Raw genomic sequence first — 19624 nt, forward strand, 5'->3', positions numbered from 1 at the left:
CGTAGTCTCTTGTCAGTCTTATTTTTCCCTGATCTCGTATATTGCGAAGGCATCGGCCACTACATCCTTTTGTTCAACCGTAATGTCCAAGCCTTTGTATTCATAATAATCTTTTATCCATTCGATGCTCTCAGACTTATTTTGAACGAAATATGCCTTATCTGTCAAAAGAGCTGACTGCATATCGTCAAATCCCGCCTTTGCAAGCTTCTTTTTCGTAAGAGGGCTGTTAATTCCCCAGCCGCCCATAAGGTCGTGGTTTGCAAAAGAGTTATCGACTCTGTCAAAGAGCTTTTCAGAGAACAAAGCTTCGCCCTCCGTCATGTCTTTTCCGCATGATACGGAGGTATAGGTATCTACAAAGTAGAAATTGTCTTTATTGTCCGCAAAATAGTCATAGAGCGCATCATAATGCATCCTCATAAGCTCTCTGGACTGCTGTTCCGCAGTTATCACTGCCTTTTGATTCGGAATAGACAGAACCGACAGTACTGCAGCGATAAATAATATCTTATACGGGTAGTTGCCGCTCTTCTTGGCTCTTTTAAGCAATATGGCAAACAGGATCATTATCTCGATAAATAAGAGCGGATGCGAGATCCTGATGGGAACTCTTCTTCCCATGATCATGTATATCCACAGTGTTGTTCTGCAGGCAAATAACAGGGCAAGCGCGCCCACAACGCGGAGGGTTTCCTTATTACTGCTGTTCTCCCTCGGAATAAGGTATGATATGAGAACTCCGAGATAAAGCGCTATCACTATAATGTTCCACGGAAAATAAGACTGTGGCTCAAGATAGCTCTTTTGCTCCGAAAAATTGTGAAGCTCATATATATACTCGGAAAAAGCTTGTTTCAAACGCGAAGGAAGCGGCTGTTCATCGGATCTACGTGCCTTGGCGTACGCTGATACTTCAATTAAAACCGATGTATCTATCTTGTCATCAAGGCCGAAATTGTAATTCTCCAAAAGCATGTACTCGCTTTTATCGAGTCCTAGCTCATCATAAAACTCTTTGTTCTCATCATATTCGGGAATGTACTGATAGTCGTAAAGCTTCGTTCTTGCTTCGAAAAAAGCATTATATTCTTTCCATTCCGAAGGTGAAAAAGCAATTTGATGTATGACAAAGCCGATCACCAAAGCCGTAACGATCGCACCGAATAATCTGAGGCAGTCGAAAAACTCTTCTTTTGTCAGGTTTAAAAGCCATCTGATAAAGATAGCAACGCACACCATAGGAAGTGTCAAAAGAAGCATCTCGGAGCGAAGCAGAAATGCGATAAATATAAGTATCAGCGCCGCTTCGAAGTTTTTATCCTCGCCTTTTTCATGCATGAGTATCAAAAAGGCAGCCGTTCCGGATATGAAGCCGGTCGTAAACGTGTAATGAATAAACAAAAAGTGAGCACCAATCGCTCCCAAGGAAAAGAGCAGCATAAATAATACTACTGCGCTCTTATTTTCAAGCTTTTTGCATGTCTTAAGCGCGGTGTGAGTGATAATAAACACGCACAGATACTGCGCTCCGCACAAAAAAATGCCATACCAGTCTAAGCTTCTTACCACTCTGTAAAGGAGCGAGAAGAAAAAGCTTATCGGATACAGCATCTGTATATTATGACCTTCGGGAGCGCCTGTATAGGCTCCCGAAAGTAGATCCTTTATCAGGACGTCATCATTGGCTTCAAACCAATAATCACCTATAAAGCCCATGAAAAGAACCGCCACCAGCACCAAAACCAAAGAGATTATGAAGTTGGATATTTTATACGTTTTTTTCATAGTATTCTTTTACTCTTGTAATAACCTCATTGCGGTCACTGTCAGTGAGCTTGTAGTACATGGGAAGGCGAAGAAGTCTCTCGCTCTCCTTTGTAGTATATTTGTCCTCTCCGCGGAATTCACTGTAGATAACTCCGGCCTTGGAAGAATGAAGAGGAACATAGTGAGAAGCAGGAAGGATATCATTTGCTTTAAGGTATTTGATAAGTCCTTCTCTTTCTTCAAAGTCCTTACACTTAATGTAGAACATATGAGCATTGTGAACGCACTCTTTCGGCACGTAAGGAAGCTCTATAAGTCCTTTTTCTGCAAGTGGAGTGAGTTCCTCGTAATATGCGTTCCAGCTCTTTAATCTGTCATTGTTGATCTCATCGGCCATCTGAAGCTGAGCATAGAGATATGCAGCGTTCATATCACTTGGAAGGAACGAAGAACCGGGCATGATCCAGCTGTATTTATCAACCTTGCCAAGCTTGTAGAGTGTACGGTTGGTTCCTTTTTCTCTGATGATGATGGCGTCGTCTACATACTTCTCATCTCTTATGAGAAGCGCTCCGCCCTCGCCCATGCTGTAGTTCTTGGTCTCATGGAAGCTGTAGTTACCGAAATCACCGATTGCTCCGAGTGCCTTGCCCTTATATGTTGACATAACGCCCTGCGCAGCGTCTTCGATAACAAGAAGGTTATGTCTCTTTGCTATATCCATGATGGTATCCATCTCACAGCCTACGCCTGCGTAGTGAACCGGCACGATCGCTCTGGTCTTGGGTGTGATTGCCTGCTCAATGAGGTTCTCATCGATGTTCATGGTATCAGGTCTGATATCAACGAATACTACCTTTGCTCCTCTAAGAACAAACGCGTTGGCTGTTGAAACGAAGGTATATGAAGGCATGATAACCTCATCGCCTTCCTTGATGCCCGCAAGTATAGCTGCCATCTCGGTTGCATGTGTGCAGGAGGTTGTAAGAAGGGCCTTTGAAACGCCTGTCTTTTTCTCGATCCACTCATTATCAAGATCTGTGTACTTACCGTCTCCGCAGATTTTCTGAGCTTCCACACACTCTTTTATATAATCAAATTCTTTTCCCGTATAGGGTGGTACATTGAAGTTAATTCTCATAAGCTATGACCTTCTTTTCTATCTTCTGTTGAAGCCTCTTTATCAATCTTTCTTCTCAAGAAAAATCTTTCTTGTGATGAAATTATAAACCATTACAACGCCCGTTGCTCCGAATTTAAAGAATACGTCCTTTGCAAAAGAAGCGCTCATAATGCCGTTAAGCCATGACCAGTTCTTGTAGATGAGATCGAATCCCACAAAAAGACAAAGTTCATTGATTCCGAGTCCGATGGCACTGAGGATAACGAAGATTATAAACTCCTTCTTCCTGCTCATATCCTCTTTTCTCTCAAATACAAACTTAAAGCTGAGGATATAGTTTGCAACTACGGAAACCGTAAACGCTATAAATCCCGAGATAAGATAATACTGCGGGAAAACATTATCAAATCCCACTGCCTCGAATCCGGCATTGAAAATCCTGTAGATGACATAATCGATAATAAAGCAGATAACTCCGACCACGCCAAATTTGGCAATCTGTGCCAATAATTTATTCATATTATTTTCCTCTTTCTTGCCTAAATATTCTTATGCGCGCTTTGCTCGCCGTCTTACTGATCGTTTGCGGCATAAACCGTAAATCTATCACTCTCGAAGATTTTATTATAATCGTGTTTGCCGATATAGTCCATCAGCTTATCATATTTAACAGAAAAATTGGCATATCCGTCATTTTCTTTATATCCGATTATTACAGTCGGAGCGGGCTCTTTCGAGGCATCAAGAGAACTCAGGGCTTCATCAAAACTATCAACCGAATAACTGTCAAGATCGGGCCAGGTTGTATTTATTGCAGGACTCATGTCAAAAACATACGGAATGCCCGGGATCTCGCCGAAAGTCAAAACTTTTCCGGATGTCAGGTCATTATTCTCAAGGCTTGCCTTAAGCTCTTTTAGCGTACTGTAATTATCTGCGGTCGTCACAAGGCCTTTTGCTTTCGGAATCTCAGTCACTTTTGTGTCGCGAGGTGTTCCGTCCATACCGTCAACAAATGAGAAATTGATATGGAAAAGAGCGCCCTGGAACAGCGTTGCAATAATAACTCCTGTTATCATTGCCTGCCATGCAAAGTTCCATTCTCCATCGCCGAGTCTTTGCATAAGTCTTCTCATAAGCCACAGACTTATAGGTGCTATCAGGAACAGACAATTAAGGACCGGCATTGTACGGTTATTGCTTCCGAGCGGAAGAATAAGGATCTGAACAAGTGCCATGGCTGACAGCGTTCTCTCTTCCACGGTTCCGTTAAGGATCCCGTGCGCACCTATAATGCATAATACGGCCGATATTATCAAAAACATCATCGCAACCTGAAACATGCAATCATAGTAAAAATAATTGGCTGTGAGAACGCCCTGTCCGTAATAATACCTTGCAAGTACCAAGAGACCTGCTATAAAAGCAAGCTTCTTAAGAAGTACAAATCTTCCCTTTGCCATTAGGAACATGATAATTCCTGCGGCCAAACACGGGATCATTATTATCATATTTTTAAAAGTATGCAAATATGCTTCGATGATAAGCTCAAGCATTCCTCCGGATGAATAATCGGAAGCGCCCTCAGTCATCGACAGAAGCTTCATTATAGCTTCGGGATAAGCATTAAAGCCATATTTTATTGAGATCAGAATAAGCGGAAGTCCAAGCCCCGCCACATATCCGGCTATGCAAACACCGGTCTTTCTCGCCGCATCTATGAATTTTTCCTTGTTTATGAACGAATAGAACCACAAAACAAGGATCAACATACAATCCACTATGGCCGGAAAACGCGCAAGTACGTTGAGTCCAAGGCACACACCCGCCGCAAAAAGAAGTATGTTCTGCTTCTTCCACGTAAAGATTCCGAGAATAAGCAAGATTGAACCGATTGTCAGCAAAAAATACGGAATATACTGATACAGGATCACTCTCGGAGCCCAGCAAAGACTTTCGGCCATAAACTCTCCGATAAAGATCATCCAGCCGGGGAGCCAGTTCTGAAGCACGTAATACGAAACAAGTGCCATAGCACTTATAAAGAATGTGCAATAAACAGCGAAGCCTATCATTGTGCCTGCTCCCGGAAGCTTCATAATCAGGCTTCCGATAAGATTCGAAAAGTACGTAGAAAAAAGCCACATCGGATCTACGTTACTCATAAATTCGAAATTACCGAGATTATAAGTCGTGTCGGCAATATCAAGTCCCGCGGTAATACCAAAAAAGGGATATAACAACAAGACCACGGGAAAGAAATATCTCTCCAGCGGGCGTTGAAATCCCTTCAGTTTCATAAAATAGCTTCTGATATTTTTTAGCATAAATCCTCGTCAATACGTTTGATCAGCTTGAAAAGCTTGGTGTTTTCACATATTCTTCCGATAAAGTTGAAGACATATTTTCTGACCCAATCAACAAATATTCCGGCAAAGAATACTATCAAGATCGAAACAACAAGATGAATAAAATACATCGGAACATTATCAAGCGGAGTCTCTCCGATGATATGCTCGATCCATTCAACCCATCTGTCAGCAATCTCAAAGTGCATATGAAGAAGATATACGCCAAGTGTATACGGCGCGATTATCCTTATAACTTCGGCAAAGAAATTTTCTTTTAGCTTCATGAATCTAAATAAAGAAAACAGTCCAAGCGCTCCCGTAAGCGTGAAAATAAAGTTGTAATGGTTCGGAACGCCCGCGTAGTAGTTAAATCTGCCGGTATCATAGTTTATCTTGTAAAAGACAAGACTAAGCGCCGCTATCACTGCAGCCGATAACACAAAAACTATAGCGCTTCTCTTGGCGTCACGGAAAATAACAACATTATATTTTCTGATATATGCCGCAATAAGATACAGGCATATAAACCATCCGAAATCATATCCCATTCTGTCAGTTCCAAACTGTACCGGAACGACACTCTTGATAACACAGAACCAGAACAAAAGACCTATTATGACAGCCTTCATCTGTTTTCTCTTAAGCGTATTTACCGCAGCATTCATAACCGGCGCAAGCGCATACATGATCACATACGCCGTCACAAACCAGTAGTGCTCCGCAGATATAGGGAAAAGATATTTCAAAGTTCTGTCCAATTTATCCTCGGGTCTTACCGTGTATGCTCCGACAAACATCATCGCAGCGGAAACAAGAAGAGTATAGAAATAAACCTGAAGAATAAGCTGCAGCATCTTGCTGAACTTAACCGTTGAAGCGGACAGGAAATATCCGCTTATAAGCACATAGACATTGACTCCGGTTATAGCTATGGCTTCCAGTATGGTTGCAAATATCCGAACATTCGAAGCAGGCTCTCCTAGTTCAAGCAGAGCCTTTGATTGAAAATTGAAATGAAGAGTAAGGATCATCAGCATTGCCACGATCCTTAAAAGTTCGATATTCGCATTTCTCTTCTGCGTCACTTCACCTCTCATCTGTCAATAACTGCCTTTCCGTCCTTTATGCTGTAAACCATATCGCACTTCTCGATGGTCTGAAGTCTGTGTGCAATAATAACAAGTGTTTTTCTTCCATGAAGCTTGTTTATTGAATCCATGATAGCTGCCTCAGTCTCATTATCAAGTGCGGAAGTTGCTTCATCAAGGACAAGGACCTCGGGATCTTCAAAAAGAGCTCTCGCAATTCCGATTCTCTGTCTCTGTCCGCCTGAGAGACGAATACCTCTCTCACCTATGCTGGTATCAAGTCCCTCGGGAAGTGATCTTACGTATTCATCAAGAGACGCTTCCTTGAGGGCCTGCCAAACTTTATTATCATCGATGTCCTCATCGGCATATCCGAATGCCACGTTCTTTCTGATAGTTGAATCAAGCATAAAGATAGTCTGAGGAATATAGCCAATATTCTTGAGCCATCCGGGATAATCCGTCATTACATCCACTCCGTCCGCATAGATAGTGCCGCTCTCTGTCTGAAGGAGTCCTAACATAACGTCAACGATAGTGGTCTTACCCGCACCTGAGGTACCTACGATACCTACGGACTTTCCGACAGGAACTTCCATGTCGGCATGTTCAAGAACGTATTTATCAGAATTAGGGTACTTATAAGTAATATCCTTTAAAAGAATGCTCTTATTAACCGGAAGCTTCTTGGCTTCAATCTTCTTTCTGTAGTCTTCGCTGTTATATGATATTGAGCCGTCGTGGATTTCCTGCTGAAGATTGTCAGTTACGTTCATGAGGAAAGGCTCAAAGTAAGCTATACTTGTGAGATAGTTGTTGATTCTGTTGGCACTGGGAATGAGTCTTGCTGCAGCAGCCGCCAGTACAGTAAGCGGAGCGATCAGGTCCTCAAGCGGTGTTCCCGTAGCCATAGCAACAAGCATATATCCGATCATTCCTGTAATAGCCACAGACTCTATCAAAAGTCTCGGTGTAGAATTATAAAGATTGTACTTCTGAACCGCATTTACATAGCCGGCTCCACAATCGGCATATCCGTTAATAAAATAATTCTCTTTATTGGCAATCTTTATCTCTTTTATTCCTGTTACGGACTCATCAATCCACTTATAAAGACCGCTGTAATAATCCTGATTCTCTTGTCCCGCCTTGACCATGATGGGCTTGATCTTATACTTAATGAGCAAAAGAACTATCACAAGGATCGCTGCAAGTGAAAGAGTCATCTTAGCTTCTTTACTAAGAAGATATACAACAATACATATAAAAACGATGATCTCGCTGATAAGCTGTAAAGAGCTAAGGATAAGACCGTACATATTGTTAACATCAGAAGTAATGCTTCGCTGAATAACACTGGTGTCAGCGTTAAGATAATATTCGTACGGACGCTGCATAAAGTTGATCATCATTCTTCTTGATGTGGCAAACTGATTGGTGTAAACAAACCTAAGCTGAACCACATTCATGAAATACAAAAACACATTCTTTATGATATAAACAAATATGAGTGCAACCATCAATGCCCCGGCAAGCTTAATAACATCGGAGTTGCTGATATTGAGCAACTTGCAGATGTAGGAAAGCTTTTTGCTCTCTTCTATCTTCTCGGGCTTCGATATCGTCTCCACGATAGGTAAAATAAGAGCGATTCCGAGAGACTCAAGTAAGCCTCCTATGAGCATCAGAAAAATCATGCCCAGCATCTGTCTTTTTTGTCTTGCATCAAGCAAAAGCATCAGTTTTTTATAAATCTTACGCATAAAACCAATAATCCTTCCGGTTTTAATATAATCAAAAGCTTTAATCTGTTATTGCTTCATTCTGTCTGTGAATCTCCGGAGCTTCATATTTGTCCATGAAATCGTCTCCGAGATAATGCTTTTCTTTTACGAACTGAATCGAATCAACCACGGTATATACAGACACGAGCCTGTCAAAATAGAGTCCGTCGATAAAGTTAAGCATCTCCATAGGGAACGAACCGTCAAGAACGATCGCATCGGGAAATGTCTTGTTGTAATCAAGATAATCTCTCGGGTGCTGTTTGATGAGTACCACAGCACGCTTACCATCTATAGTACCATATTCGTCAATAATATCCCTAAATATGCGCTCTCTGGTCTCAAGGTCACAGAGCGGCTCGGATAAAACAAGAAGTGTCTTACCGTCTTTTTCTTTAAACAACTTTTCTTTCAGCCCCTGCATATCATCAACAAAGAGCTTAAGCATCTTCTCTTTTTCTTCCGAGGTAAGTCTATCCGTAAGCTTCTTTCTTGGAAGTTCAACGTATTTTTCACACGGATAAGGAAGCACGGATATATTGTTGACCTCCATATCAATGCAATATCTTCCGTATCCGTTTTGTATATGGATAAGTCCCAAAGCCGCCATAAATGCTTTGATTTTAAAATGACCCCTGTTATCGTATCTTGCAGTGTCATAATACCTTATGCAGTCGAGTCCATCCTCTACGGCGTGGTACCTTATCTTTTTATAATTCAGATAATAGCCTATAGGATCCGAATCGCAGAACACATATATATCCTTGTATTTCTTAAAATCCACGGGGATATACTTCTCTTGGAGCTTGCCAAATCTCTTGCAGAACTTAATTCGCTTAATCATATTGGTAACGATATTTCCGGAATCGGTCTTGAGCTCTTTGAGTTCAGGGAAATAAGTATCTTCCTTCTCGTCATACTCAAATACCTCATCGAAGATGTCGCTGTTTTTGGCTCTCTCGACCATCTTCCCAAAGTTGTTGGACATCTTGGAAAGTACAAGAGATGCCTTCTTACCGTCAGCTATATAAAATTCTTTAAGGCACGCCACATATACATGATAAAAGGTGTGACATACATAAATTCTATCGTGCATTTTGTTTCCCACTTCTCAGCCCTCTATAAAACCACAATAATCTGTAATAGCAATAAAAAAACAGGTGTGATTTCATTTGATAAGAGATTAGCTTCTTTTCCTCGGGGTGGATTTTCTCTTTGTAATATTCATTGTCTTGGAAATTTGGAAAGGTTTCTTGCATTTCCATGGCCAGTTTCTTGCAAAATCCGTACACATTTTTAAGTCCGGACTTCTTTGGCATCGCCGAAAACAATGTATTTATGTAAAAGAGTACCGTGTATTGGAACTCTATCTCGGGCTTATACTCCTCAAAGTAGCCGTTTTCTTTGGCCTGTGCGACTATCTCTCTTCCGGCAGTCATTCTGTCCTCAAGATTCTTCATAGAGATACTGTGAACCGTAGAGGCATCGTGCTGATAGTAGAAATACAAAGGCTCATCAATGTATTCAAAATGCTTGGATCTGAGCATCCAGGTATTACTTACGGCGTTGTCCTCGTAAAAGATATCCTCAGGGAATATCTCAAGCTTGTCCTTGGTCTCCGGAACATAATCACCCACAATGAGCTCTCGTCTGTAGACCTTAACGACCAAAGAACCGGTTTCTATCAGTAGGTTCTTGTAGCGTTCTTTATCCATAACACCTGTTTGCGAATAATTATTGTTGTGGACTATCTTTCCGACGTTAAAGCTATGATCTGTGACCATAGTGTAATCACATCCGACCATGTCTGCACCGGTCTCTTCTGCCTTCTTAAGAAGTCTCTCGTAATAGTCGGGAACAATAAAATCGTCCGCATCTATAAACCCAAGCCACTCGCCCCGGGCTTTCGCAAGACCGATATTCTTGGCGCCTCCCTGGTGGTGATTGACTTCGGAATGAAGGGCTATGAATTTATCAGGATATCTTGCCATATAGTCCTTCAGGATTTCATAAGATTCATCCGTAGAGCAGTCATCAACGGCTATTATCTCGTATTCACCAAAAGAGAGCTGCTGATTTACCAGACTCTTTAAACAATAATCAAGTTTTCCGTCAGCTGCCATGTTATATACAGGCACTATGATACTTAGTTTTTTCATGCTTTATATTATCTCTAAAATAGCACGTGCAATCTTATTTGCACCGCCTCCGTCTACAAGTTTCCTTGCTTTGTCACTCATTTTCTTTCTGAATTCTTGATTGTCGATCGCTGCGATTCCCCATGCAACTATCCTCTGAACAATCCTGTCGTCTTCTCTCAAATCACCTGCGTACTTAACCGCTCCGGACTTATCAAAGGCTTTTACAAATTCAACCTGATTGTCTGCCATACTGTAGACCACGGTAGGTACTCCGACTGCGCACAGCTCATAAAGTGTTGTTCCGCCTGCCGTCACCGCGAAGTCGCAGCTTTTCATAAGTCCCGCCATATCGGGAGTTGATTCATGCAGTGTTATCGCAGGATATTTAGCCGCAAGCTCTTTTAACTCTTTGACATAGTCTTCCTCAAACAGAGCTCCGACGATAACGTCACAGGTAAAGAGCATAAAATCAGGTATCTTCCTGCACGGTCCGTCGTTTTCATATACTTCCTTAAGAAGACTGCCGACTATATGATACGGATCGGTTCCTCCCGCGGAGAGAAAAGCTCTTTTGGCTATTGGAATAACATCATAATCTATGCCCTCAAATTGCTTACGAAGAGGCGCATACTTCGCACCAAGAAGCTTATGCGGAGCGCTGTAGAAATCCTTGGGAATCTCGATGTCGTAATTGACCACAAGGTCAACCGGATAATCAAATTTATAAAGATCGTCAATAAATCCGGTCTTGGTCGAAAGATTATTCTTTTTTATGATGTCGTTTATCACATCAAAGTAATCCTCTTTGAGGAAATACGAGTCCATAAGATAAAAATCCGGCTTTTCATCGGCAATCATCTCTTCCAGGATCTCAATATCCTGCATAGGCTCTGAAAAAACCGTGTGAAGGATGCGTGCATCATACTGTATATCTTCTTCATCCGAAAGCGTTTGCAAAAGATTGGCACTATCCTCATCGGAAAGGACAAACTCAACCTCCGCGCCAAGAGACTTAAGCTCCTGTGCAATTGTCATGCATCTTCTGATATGTCCTGTTGCAATGATTCCGTTACCGTTTGCTTTTATCCAGATCTTTTTTCCCATATCCGAATCATCCTCATTTATTGAAAATCTTCGTATTTGAGCGGATCACCTCTGAAAAGATCGCGCGTTGCAACCTTACCTATAACTTTATCATATTCTACGGGTGGAAGGCCGTTTCCGGGTCTTATCGACCTGATATTGGCAGGTGTCAGTGCCTCGCCCTGCTTGATATCTTCCACAACAAAAAGAGATCTTGCTCCTTCCCTTTCTGTTTCCTGTACGGGAGTAAGCTTATATTCTTTAGAACCGAGCGCTTTCTCGACCATCCTAACGTTCTTTACAAGTTCCTCAAATTCCTTTGGCTCCATAGAAAATGCACCGTCAGGACCTCCGTCGGATCTCTTAAGCGTAAGATGCTTCTCGATCATTCTTGCTCCGAGCGCTACGGAAGCTACAGCTACGCCCGAGCCCATTGTATGATCCGAAAGTCCCATGATACAGCCGTATTCCTGCGCAAGAGTCGGAATCATATTAAGATTAACATCTTCATAAGGAGTCGGATAAGCTGATGTACACTTAAGGAGAATGACATCCTTATTTCCTTCTTCAAGGCAAGCCTCTATCGCAAGCCTGATATCACTCTCTCTTGCAACTCCCGTTGCGATGATCATAGGCTTTTTCTTGGAAGCACAGTTTCTGATAAGCGGAATATCCGTAATCTCATAGGATGCGATCTTGTAAGCCGGCATGTTCATCTCTTCCATGAAGCTGACAGCTGTGTCATCAAACGGTGAAGAGAAGCAGTCGAGTCCGAGATTCTTTGCAACTTCACAGAGCTTAGGCTGCCACTCCCAAGGAGTATAGGCTTCCTCATACAGCTTGTGAAGAGTCGTTCCGTCCCAGATCGTACCTCCGGTAATCTGAAAATAACTCTTATCAGAATCAATTGTTATTGTATCAGCCGTGTAAGTCTGTAGCTTTATGGCATCAACGCCCGCATCTTTTGCCGCGTGGATTATCTCAACCGCCCTGTCATAATCCTGCAGATGGTTGGCGGACATCTCCGCGATAATGTACACGGGATGATCGGTTCCGATAATATGATCAGCCAATTTGATATTTTGATTAAGTTCATATCTTGGCATCTATGTTGTTTCCTCCATAATTCCAAGTGCCGCTCGGCACATCAGATTTCATAATTGTTTTTCATAACGTATTCATCATTGGTCCACGGCTGTCTTGCGGTATAAAGCGTTCCGTCAGCCTTCTTTACGTAAACGGCAGGATAATAATGGATAAAAAGAGGTGAGAGGCAGACCGTATAACCGCCTGCATTGGTAAACACCACTCTGTCCCCTGCCTTAAGCTCAGGCTCCTGCTCTGCCATAAAGAGTCTGTCGTATTCCATACAGGTCGAACCGCATATCATCTGTGCGGGAAGCTTCTCTCTTCCGGATTCTCCACCCGCAATCTCAAATCTGTGCGGGTACCATCTTCTTGTAACCTGAGGATTAAGATTAACTCTGCTTCCGTCGATGATAACGTATCTGTGCTCTCTGACCTGCTTCGCATCAATAACACTTGTTACAAAATCAAAGCACGATGAAACCATGGATACTCCGGGCTCCATGATAAGCTTAGTCTTTGATACATCAAAAAATTCCGAAAGTGACTCTGCAATTGCAGGCACATAGCTTCTAAAGTCAGGCTTATCCTTAACTCCGCCGTAGTATCCGCCGCCCATATCAACATATTCAAGATCCAGTTTGTATTCTTCAGCAACAATTCCTGCGACCTTGGCAAGAACCTTATACGCGTCTACAGAGCGTGACTTGGTCGAAGAATGAAGATGAAGACCTGCTATCTTAACGTTATCCGCGGTTTTGAGCTTGTTGATCACTGCCTCAAGCGCGCCATTCTCATAGCAATATCCAAATCTGCTTCCTTCTTCGTCAGCAAGTACTTCATCGGGAAGAAATGCGGAAATATCATAATTAACTCTTAAACCTACATTTAATTTTGGGCCCGGATGGTTTTTGGCAATCTCAAGAACCCAGTCGGGTTCATAATTGGAATCAAGATTAACGATTCCTCCGGCTAAAAGAACTTCCTCAAACGGAGCTCTCTCCTTGATAGGTCCGTTAAATATAACTTCATTTGGTTTATATCCGATTCTTTTTGCAAGATCATATTCCTCGGCGGATACAACTTCGGCAAAAAATCCATTGTCTTTAAAATGCTTAAGAAGCCACGGAAGAGAATTCGTCTTTACCGAATAAGAACAAATGTAATTATTCCAATCCTTATCCAGAGCGGTTTTGAGCATATCTATATCCGCATCAAGAAGCTTCTCGTCAATCCTGTAATAAGGGGTAGCAAGCTTGCTGTCGTCGAATTTCTCGCCGCGATTTAAAGCCTGCGCATATGCCGTGAGTCTACGAACATCGCCTTCACGAACAATTTCCCCACAAGCATCGGGATGCAGCCTAACATACTTCTGCTCCGCGATCTTCCAATCATCGAATGTATCGATGTCCTGAACCTCGTCATCCGAAAGGATAACGGGAACCATATCTTCAACATCCGTAGTTCTGCCTCTGAAGAAAGCATCGGTTCTGCACGCATAGAACTGACCACTGTCATGATATAACTTTTCAAGATCCTGTGACCTTGTATTTTCAAATTCGGGATATTTTCTTACAAGTCGTCCGTCCACAACAACAAATCCCCTCTGAGGAGGATATGAAAATTGGCACACGGGAGTTACCGATTCATGCTCATCAAGGCATTTCATCGCCTCTTTTAGCCTAACAGCTGTTATGAATGGAGCCGTAGGATATATGCAGCAAAATCTGTCAAAATCCTGCCCAAGTTCTCTGTATTTTTCGAGCACCTCGGCGATAACTTCATCGGTTGTCGCATAGTCGCCCGCCGTCGCGTCGGATCTAAAGAATGGCACTTTTGCACCGTATCTTTTGGCAACCTCGGCGATCATCTCATCATCCGTTGAGACCATGACCTCGTCAAAGGCGCCACTTTCAAGAGCCGCCTTGATCGAATAAGCAATTATAGGCTGCCCGCAGAATTCTTTTATGTTTTTTCCGGGGATTCTCTTACTTCCGCCCCTGGCTGTAATTATGGCTATGGAAGTCATTTTGTCTCCTCCAGCTCAAATTCGCTCTTTATGGCGTCGCAATATCCGTCCAGCTCAAAATGAGTCACCGCCTCAAGCACATAGAAGCCTCGCCCCATAATGGATGCGCCGTTTGTGACTTTCCCAAGGAACATTCCGGGCTGCAGATTGCACTGCCATGCCTTAAGCGGATATTTCTTCATAAGTTCTTTTTCATCAGGAACCTTGTTCACTCTGACATCTTCAAAATCAAAATATCTTATGACCATGTTTCCTTTGGTCTTAGCATCAAACGAGTAGGTCTTATTCAGACCCGGAAGCGCATATTTTATAAACTCGACCACCTCATCAACACCGCTTGCCATCGGGGTAAAAAGATTGTGAAGATTATGTCCCGAAGGTCTTGCAGATGTTTCGATGATAAACGGTCTGTTATTGTTGTCTTTTATTATATCCGCATGGATAAGATTATCCTTAAAGCCTAAGCAATCACCGATCTTCTGCATAAGATCGACAACTCTGTCATAAAACTCTTTGTTTTCCTCTGTTCTGAGGACGGAATAATAGCCTACACACTCTCTGTACGGAGGCGGTGTGTTCTTTTTGCCCCTAAGAAGGATGAGCTTAAACTTACCGTCAACAAACACTCCGTCAACACCGTATTCAGGTCCGGGAATACAGCTTTCTATACAGTAATCCTCGTCATAGGGCTGACCTTTGAGAAATTTCTCCTCAAGCTCGGCGCGAGAATTAAAGATCTCAACTCCTCTGCTTCCCGAGCCGAATCTGGGTTTAACAACAACAGGATACATATCGTTAAGTTCTGAAGCATCGGGAACATCTGATCCCGCGGGCAAAAGATACAGCTCAGCATCTCTAAGTCCGTTTTCATTCAAAATTCTGTGAAACTCATATTTATCGGTACAAATACCGGCCGCTTCTTCAGTTACTCCGACAAGTCCGTATCTGTCATTTACAGCACCCGTTGTCGTAAGATATCTTCCTATCGGAACCGGAAGCACAACGTCAGGCTTATTTTCTTCTTTGTCCAAGATCTCGAAAACCTTCTCGGGATCTCTTATATCAACCACAAAAGAAGCATCTGCCTCTTTAAGCCCCGGCGCCTTGGGATTGCCGTCAAGTGCAATGACAAAAAGGCCAAGTTCCTTGGCTTTACTGATCGTATATATCGATTCGGAGCTTGCTCCGATAACCGCTGCTCTCATCTATAAAAACCTCCGAAGAACACCGAAATTCTCGCATTCTCTAACTAATTGATTATAATATATCGCGCGTACAAGGTCAAAATCCGAAGCACCGTTCGTTACCTCGGTGGCGCATAAACCGGGCTATCTAACCTCGTAAGTTGTCCACATATCTTCGGTAAACAGCTGCTTGAAATCCCCTGATACCTTGCAAGAAGCTGTCAGATTATCGAAAGCCTCTTTTTGCAGATCATCATCAGCGGCGTACAAAACTATCTTATCCGCATTTATCACATCTTTATCAACAATCTTATCTGTATTCTCTTCATCCATGTAAAAGACCTTGTCGTAGCATAGAAGCTCATCCGTCAGCCTCCATACGTTATGCGCAGTCGCAGGATTAAACATAACAACTGCTACTGAATTCTTATCAGCGTTTTCTTCGCTTGCATAAGCCATTTTCTCTACATCCTCAGGATAAAGAAAGAGCACATTTTTATCAATGAAATGTCCCTTTGCAAGAAAGAACAAAAGAGCTGCCGCCATAGCGATCAAATATGCTTTATTTCCGATCGAATCGATGACGTAATAAAGGTCGAAGAACAATAGCAATATAATTAGCCCGTAAATAGGCATCTCATATCTTCCCGATGCACTTCCCACAAGAAGCGCACACTTGGATGTCAAAAGAAAATATCCGACCGTTCCCGCAGTCAGAACAATAATCTCCGCACTGACTTTTTTGTGTTTCTTATTGGAAACAAGCAAAGTCATTATCCCAAGGATAAGCATTATAGCGACAATGATCAGTCCTCCCGAGAAAACAAAATTGTTCACAAGTCCTATAAAGAAAGACACTCTCATTCCCGTGTTTTTAATGTCAAAAAAGCTTCCGGCCGCTCCCGTTCCTCTGTAGCCGCCGAAAAGATGATGAACGCTTGCAGGATATGTAATAACCGCCAGCATAAGTGATACTGCGCAGCTAATAACATAAACAGCCGCCTTCTTTACATCTTTTTTCTTAAAGAGGATCCAAAACGTCAGCGCCGCTCCGATACTCACAAAGAAGAATATATAAAAATACTGGATCAAAAATCCGATGTAGGATATCGCCATAATAGGAAGTATCCTGCGCACCCACAACTTCTTAAGATCAGACGAATACTCATCATAATCTTTCATAAGCTTAATGTGAGCATAGGCACAAAGAATTATCGCCGCTCCAAGCCATGCATACATACGGATCAGCAGATTGCATGAAACGGTCTGAGTATTGATACCCCAAAACAAGAGCGTCAAAGCCTGTACTTCAAAAGGAACTTCGAGTGCCTTCATAAGCGCAATCATCGCAATAAATGCGATAACAAACGCTATTAAATTGGTTATGATCCCGCTCCACTTCGTAAAGCTTCCGGGCGTAAATGAACATAATGTGTGGAAAATATAATAATAAACGGGAGGATGAACATCCCATGACTGAACGAGCTTAACCAGTCCATAGTTAAAGCCCTCACCCTTTTTTACGGAGAACTCATCGAGAACAGTCTGCCTATCCTGCCATTCCCTGTCAGGCTGATAGAGTCCCAGACTCCTGTTCGAAGAAAAATATGTATAATACTCATCCTCATGAAAGCCCATCTTTCGGAATCCGTAAAATACACTGACCAGGATCGATATGAGTAAGATTATGTAAATCGCATATTTTTTCATGCTTTACAGTCCCCTAACGTAAGCGTGGAGTTTTCTGACAAGCCTCGGTGCGGGAGCAAGGATCAAAAGATATATCTTATCCCTTTTGGACAGATACTTGCTTCCAAGGATCTTACCGAGATTCTTTCTGATATTTTTAACAACGCCTCTGTAAAAAACATTATCCCCTGTCATCTTACTTGTAGGAATGTGCAGAAGATAATCAAGTCTCTGATAATACCCGAATCTCTCAGCCACAGGGACAAGTTCAGGATATTTGTCTTTTACTATATCAAGCGCAACATCTGCATTTCTTACGATGTCTGTGAAAACACTCGGGAAATAATCCTTATCTTCGGCTTTCTTCCTGGAATTACTGCCCGTTCTGTAGTATACGTGATAATATTTCTCGGGAAGGATTACAAGCTTATTTATCCTTGAAAGGGCCTTGATCATAAGATAAAAGTCCTCATTAAGCTCACCTTCGGGAAAGCGAAGATCATCCGCAAGGACCGATCTTTTTGTGATCTTGGTACAAAAAGAAGCATCGCCCGTGTGCATAAGAAGCGTACGCATATGTTCCTTGGGTGTAACAACCGTTTCACCTTCGGGAGGCGTGATCACATCAGGAAGCATCGTGCCGTCTTCAGCGATCTCATCCCTTGAAACCTGAACCATATCGGCATCATAGCGCTTAGCAGCATCCATGAGCGTACCAAACATCCTACTATCGACAAAATCATCACTGTCGACAAAGCCAAGATATTCACCGGTCGCATGACTTATTCCAAGGTTTCTGGCGCTGCTTGAGCCGCCGTTTTCCTTGTGAAGAGCCGTGACATTCTCATATTTGTCCGCATACTCATCGGCTATCTTGCCTGTAGAGTCGCTCGAACCGTCATCAACAACTATAATCTGTAAAAGCTCCGCAGGGTAATCCTGAGAAGCCACAGACTCAATACATCTTCCGAGAAGATCCTCGATATTATATGCAGGTATGATGACCGTTAGTTTTCCGGTATTCTCAGCCACTTACAGCCTCCGTCTCAGCCTCGGTCTGTTCTACCACAACAGGCTCCGGCTTTATCTCATTCTCTTTCATCTGAAGTAAAAGATCATATCCAACCGCCAAGATGGTTATAAGCATAGCTATCGAAAGCGGCCATACATCAGACACAGTCGAGCCGAAAAGATATCTCGAATATGTGATCATCGCTATAACCTGAAGCATAGTGCAGATTGACATTCTCTTATACGAAAATACAGCATAAACTACTGCAAGTACTTCGGGAATATACGCGTATCTTTCATGCATTGCAGGCAGACAGAAGCAGCAAAGCAGTGATGTAAAGATAACAAGAGTTATCATATATTTTCCGGTTATCTCAAATTTCTTTTTATAAATATAATATGCAAGAATACCAAAGATCATCACTGTCGCTACAGATCCCACAGGTATAAGTATCTTTCTGATTCCGGAACTGAGATCTTTTGTAATTATCGCATAGATGCTGGGATAATTCATGGTGAGCCTTGAGAACATCTTAACCTGCTTACCGTAAATACCAAGAAGGTCTCCCCAGCTTCTTCCCGCAATCGCAGCCGGAACCATGGCAAGAACGTGGATAACGGGTATCCAGAAGACATATCTGATCTTAACTTTATTCTTAAGCCACATAAGTATCACAAAAGGCACGAAGAAAATAGCCTGCTGCTTAAAGCTGTAGGCAAAAGCCAGATAAATAAACGCTTTGTTGTCTTTTCCCTTGATAATGCTAAGAAGAGATAAGAAAACAAACGTGGTATATATAGAATCGTTCTGCGCCCAAGCTCCGCTGTTAAGCACCATTGAAGGAAGGAACATAGCCGCAGAGTACGCGATCATCGTCTTCTTTACATCTTTACCGGTAACTTCGCAAGCAATTCTTGCTATAGTTACAGCGCAAATAAAATCAAATATCACGGAAACTGTCTTAACAAGATACCTGTCTTCGATCCCGCCGCCTATATAGTGAAGGATCACGATAATATACTGAAACATGCAGTTGTAGTCAAACGTACTGGCATCGGAAACACCGGGTTTAATCCCAAGATAAGCAAATCCGCCCGCCTCGTGGCACTCTCTCATCCAATCTGCAAAAGCAAGCTTGTAATCGCCCGAAACGATATCATAAAGCGACAGTCTGATGATCAGTCCAAGACATGTCATTACCGTAAAAAAGAATAGATCAAATAATGTCAGCTTCAGACCGAAAATTTCAAATTCGGTGTCAAAAAATTCATCGATACTTCTCAT

Annotated in this window: 15 protein-coding genes; all 15 read right to left on the reverse strand. The window is 42.4% G+C overall.

Translation table 11 applies throughout. From position 1 onward, the window contains the following. Positions 1–18: 18 nt before the first annotated feature. On the reverse strand, positions 19–1788 hold the full coding sequence (locus D6856_RS10600) for a hypothetical protein (protein ID WP_120686855.1): 1770 nt from the start codon (positions 1786–1788) through the stop codon (positions 19–21). Beyond that, positions 1772–2911, reverse strand: a complete 1140-nt coding sequence (gene rffA, locus D6856_RS10605; protein WP_120686856.1) for a dTDP-4-amino-4,6-dideoxygalactose transaminase — start codon at positions 2909–2911, stop codon at positions 1772–1774. Before rffA ends, D6856_RS10600 begins: the two co-directional genes overlap by 17 nt. Before the next feature lie 42 nt (positions 2912–2953). Then, the gene (locus tag D6856_RS10610; protein WP_092245608.1) at positions 2954–3412 is read right to left on the reverse strand and encodes a GtrA family protein; all 459 of its coding nucleotides are present in this window, start codon (positions 3410–3412) and stop codon (positions 2954–2956) included. A gap of 53 nt (positions 3413–3465) precedes the next feature. Further along, complete coding sequence (locus D6856_RS10615) at positions 3466–5193, reverse strand: hypothetical protein (RefSeq protein WP_147367832.1); 1728 nt, start codon at positions 5191–5193, stop codon at positions 3466–3468. Positions 5194–5213: 20 nt separating this feature from the next. Beyond that, positions 5214–6329 carry an acyltransferase gene (locus tag D6856_RS10620; RefSeq protein ID WP_207667278.1) on the reverse strand — a complete coding sequence of 372 codons (1116 nt, stop codon included), beginning with the start codon at positions 6327–6329 and terminating at the stop codon, positions 5214–5216. Between the two features lie 8 nt (positions 6330–6337). Further along, positions 6338–8095: an ABC transporter ATP-binding protein gene (locus tag D6856_RS10625; RefSeq protein WP_120686859.1), complete on the reverse strand. Its 1758-nt coding sequence runs from the start codon at positions 8093–8095 to the stop codon at positions 6338–6340. Positions 8096–8135: 40 nt separating this feature from the next. Further along, on the reverse strand, positions 8136–9212 hold the full coding sequence (locus D6856_RS10630) for a glycosyltransferase family 52 (protein WP_120686934.1): 1077 nt from the start codon (positions 9210–9212) through the stop codon (positions 8136–8138). Then, positions 9202–10275 (reverse strand): glycosyltransferase, encoded by a 1074-nt coding sequence (locus tag D6856_RS10635; RefSeq protein ID WP_120686860.1) that lies wholly within the window; start codon positions 10273–10275, stop codon positions 9202–9204. Before D6856_RS10635 ends, D6856_RS10630 begins: the two co-directional genes overlap by 11 nt. A 3-nt stretch (positions 10276–10278) precedes the next feature. Further along, a complete protein-coding gene (gene pseG / locus D6856_RS10640) occupies positions 10279–11361 on the reverse strand; it encodes a UDP-2,4-diacetamido-2,4,6-trideoxy-beta-L-altropyranose hydrolase (protein ID WP_120686861.1) in 1083 nt (360 codons plus the stop codon). 17 nt (positions 11362–11378) lie between these two features. Further along, complete coding sequence (gene pseI / locus D6856_RS10645) at positions 11379–12446, reverse strand: pseudaminic acid synthase (RefSeq protein ID WP_120686862.1); 1068 nt, start codon at positions 12444–12446, stop codon at positions 11379–11381. Positions 12447–12487: 41 nt separating this feature from the next. Continuing rightward, complete coding sequence (gene pseF, locus D6856_RS15470; RefSeq protein ID WP_120686863.1) at positions 12488–14455, reverse strand: pseudaminic acid cytidylyltransferase; 1968 nt, start codon at positions 14453–14455, stop codon at positions 12488–12490. Then, positions 14452–15660 (reverse strand): ATP-grasp domain-containing protein, encoded by a 1209-nt coding sequence (locus tag D6856_RS10655; protein ID WP_120686864.1) that lies wholly within the window; start codon positions 15658–15660, stop codon positions 14452–14454. Before D6856_RS10655 ends, pseF begins: the two co-directional genes overlap by 4 nt. Before the next feature lie 123 nt (positions 15661–15783). Further along, positions 15784–17349: a hypothetical protein gene (locus D6856_RS10660; protein ID WP_120686865.1), complete on the reverse strand. Its 1566-nt coding sequence runs from the start codon at positions 17347–17349 to the stop codon at positions 15784–15786. Between the two features lie 3 nt (positions 17350–17352). Then, the gene (locus tag D6856_RS10665) at positions 17353–18360 is read right to left on the reverse strand and encodes a glycosyltransferase family 2 protein (protein WP_120686866.1); all 1008 of its coding nucleotides are present in this window, start codon (positions 18358–18360) and stop codon (positions 17353–17355) included. Continuing rightward, on the reverse strand, positions 18353–19624 hold the full coding sequence (locus D6856_RS10670) for a hypothetical protein (protein WP_120686867.1): 1272 nt from the start codon (positions 19622–19624) through the stop codon (positions 18353–18355). The genes D6856_RS10665 and D6856_RS10670 overlap by 8 nt, the downstream gene beginning before the upstream one ends.

Source organism: Butyrivibrio sp. XB500-5 (genome assembly GCF_003625505.1).
Taxonomy (GTDB): Bacteria; Bacillota; Clostridia; order Lachnospirales; family Lachnospiraceae; genus Butyrivibrio.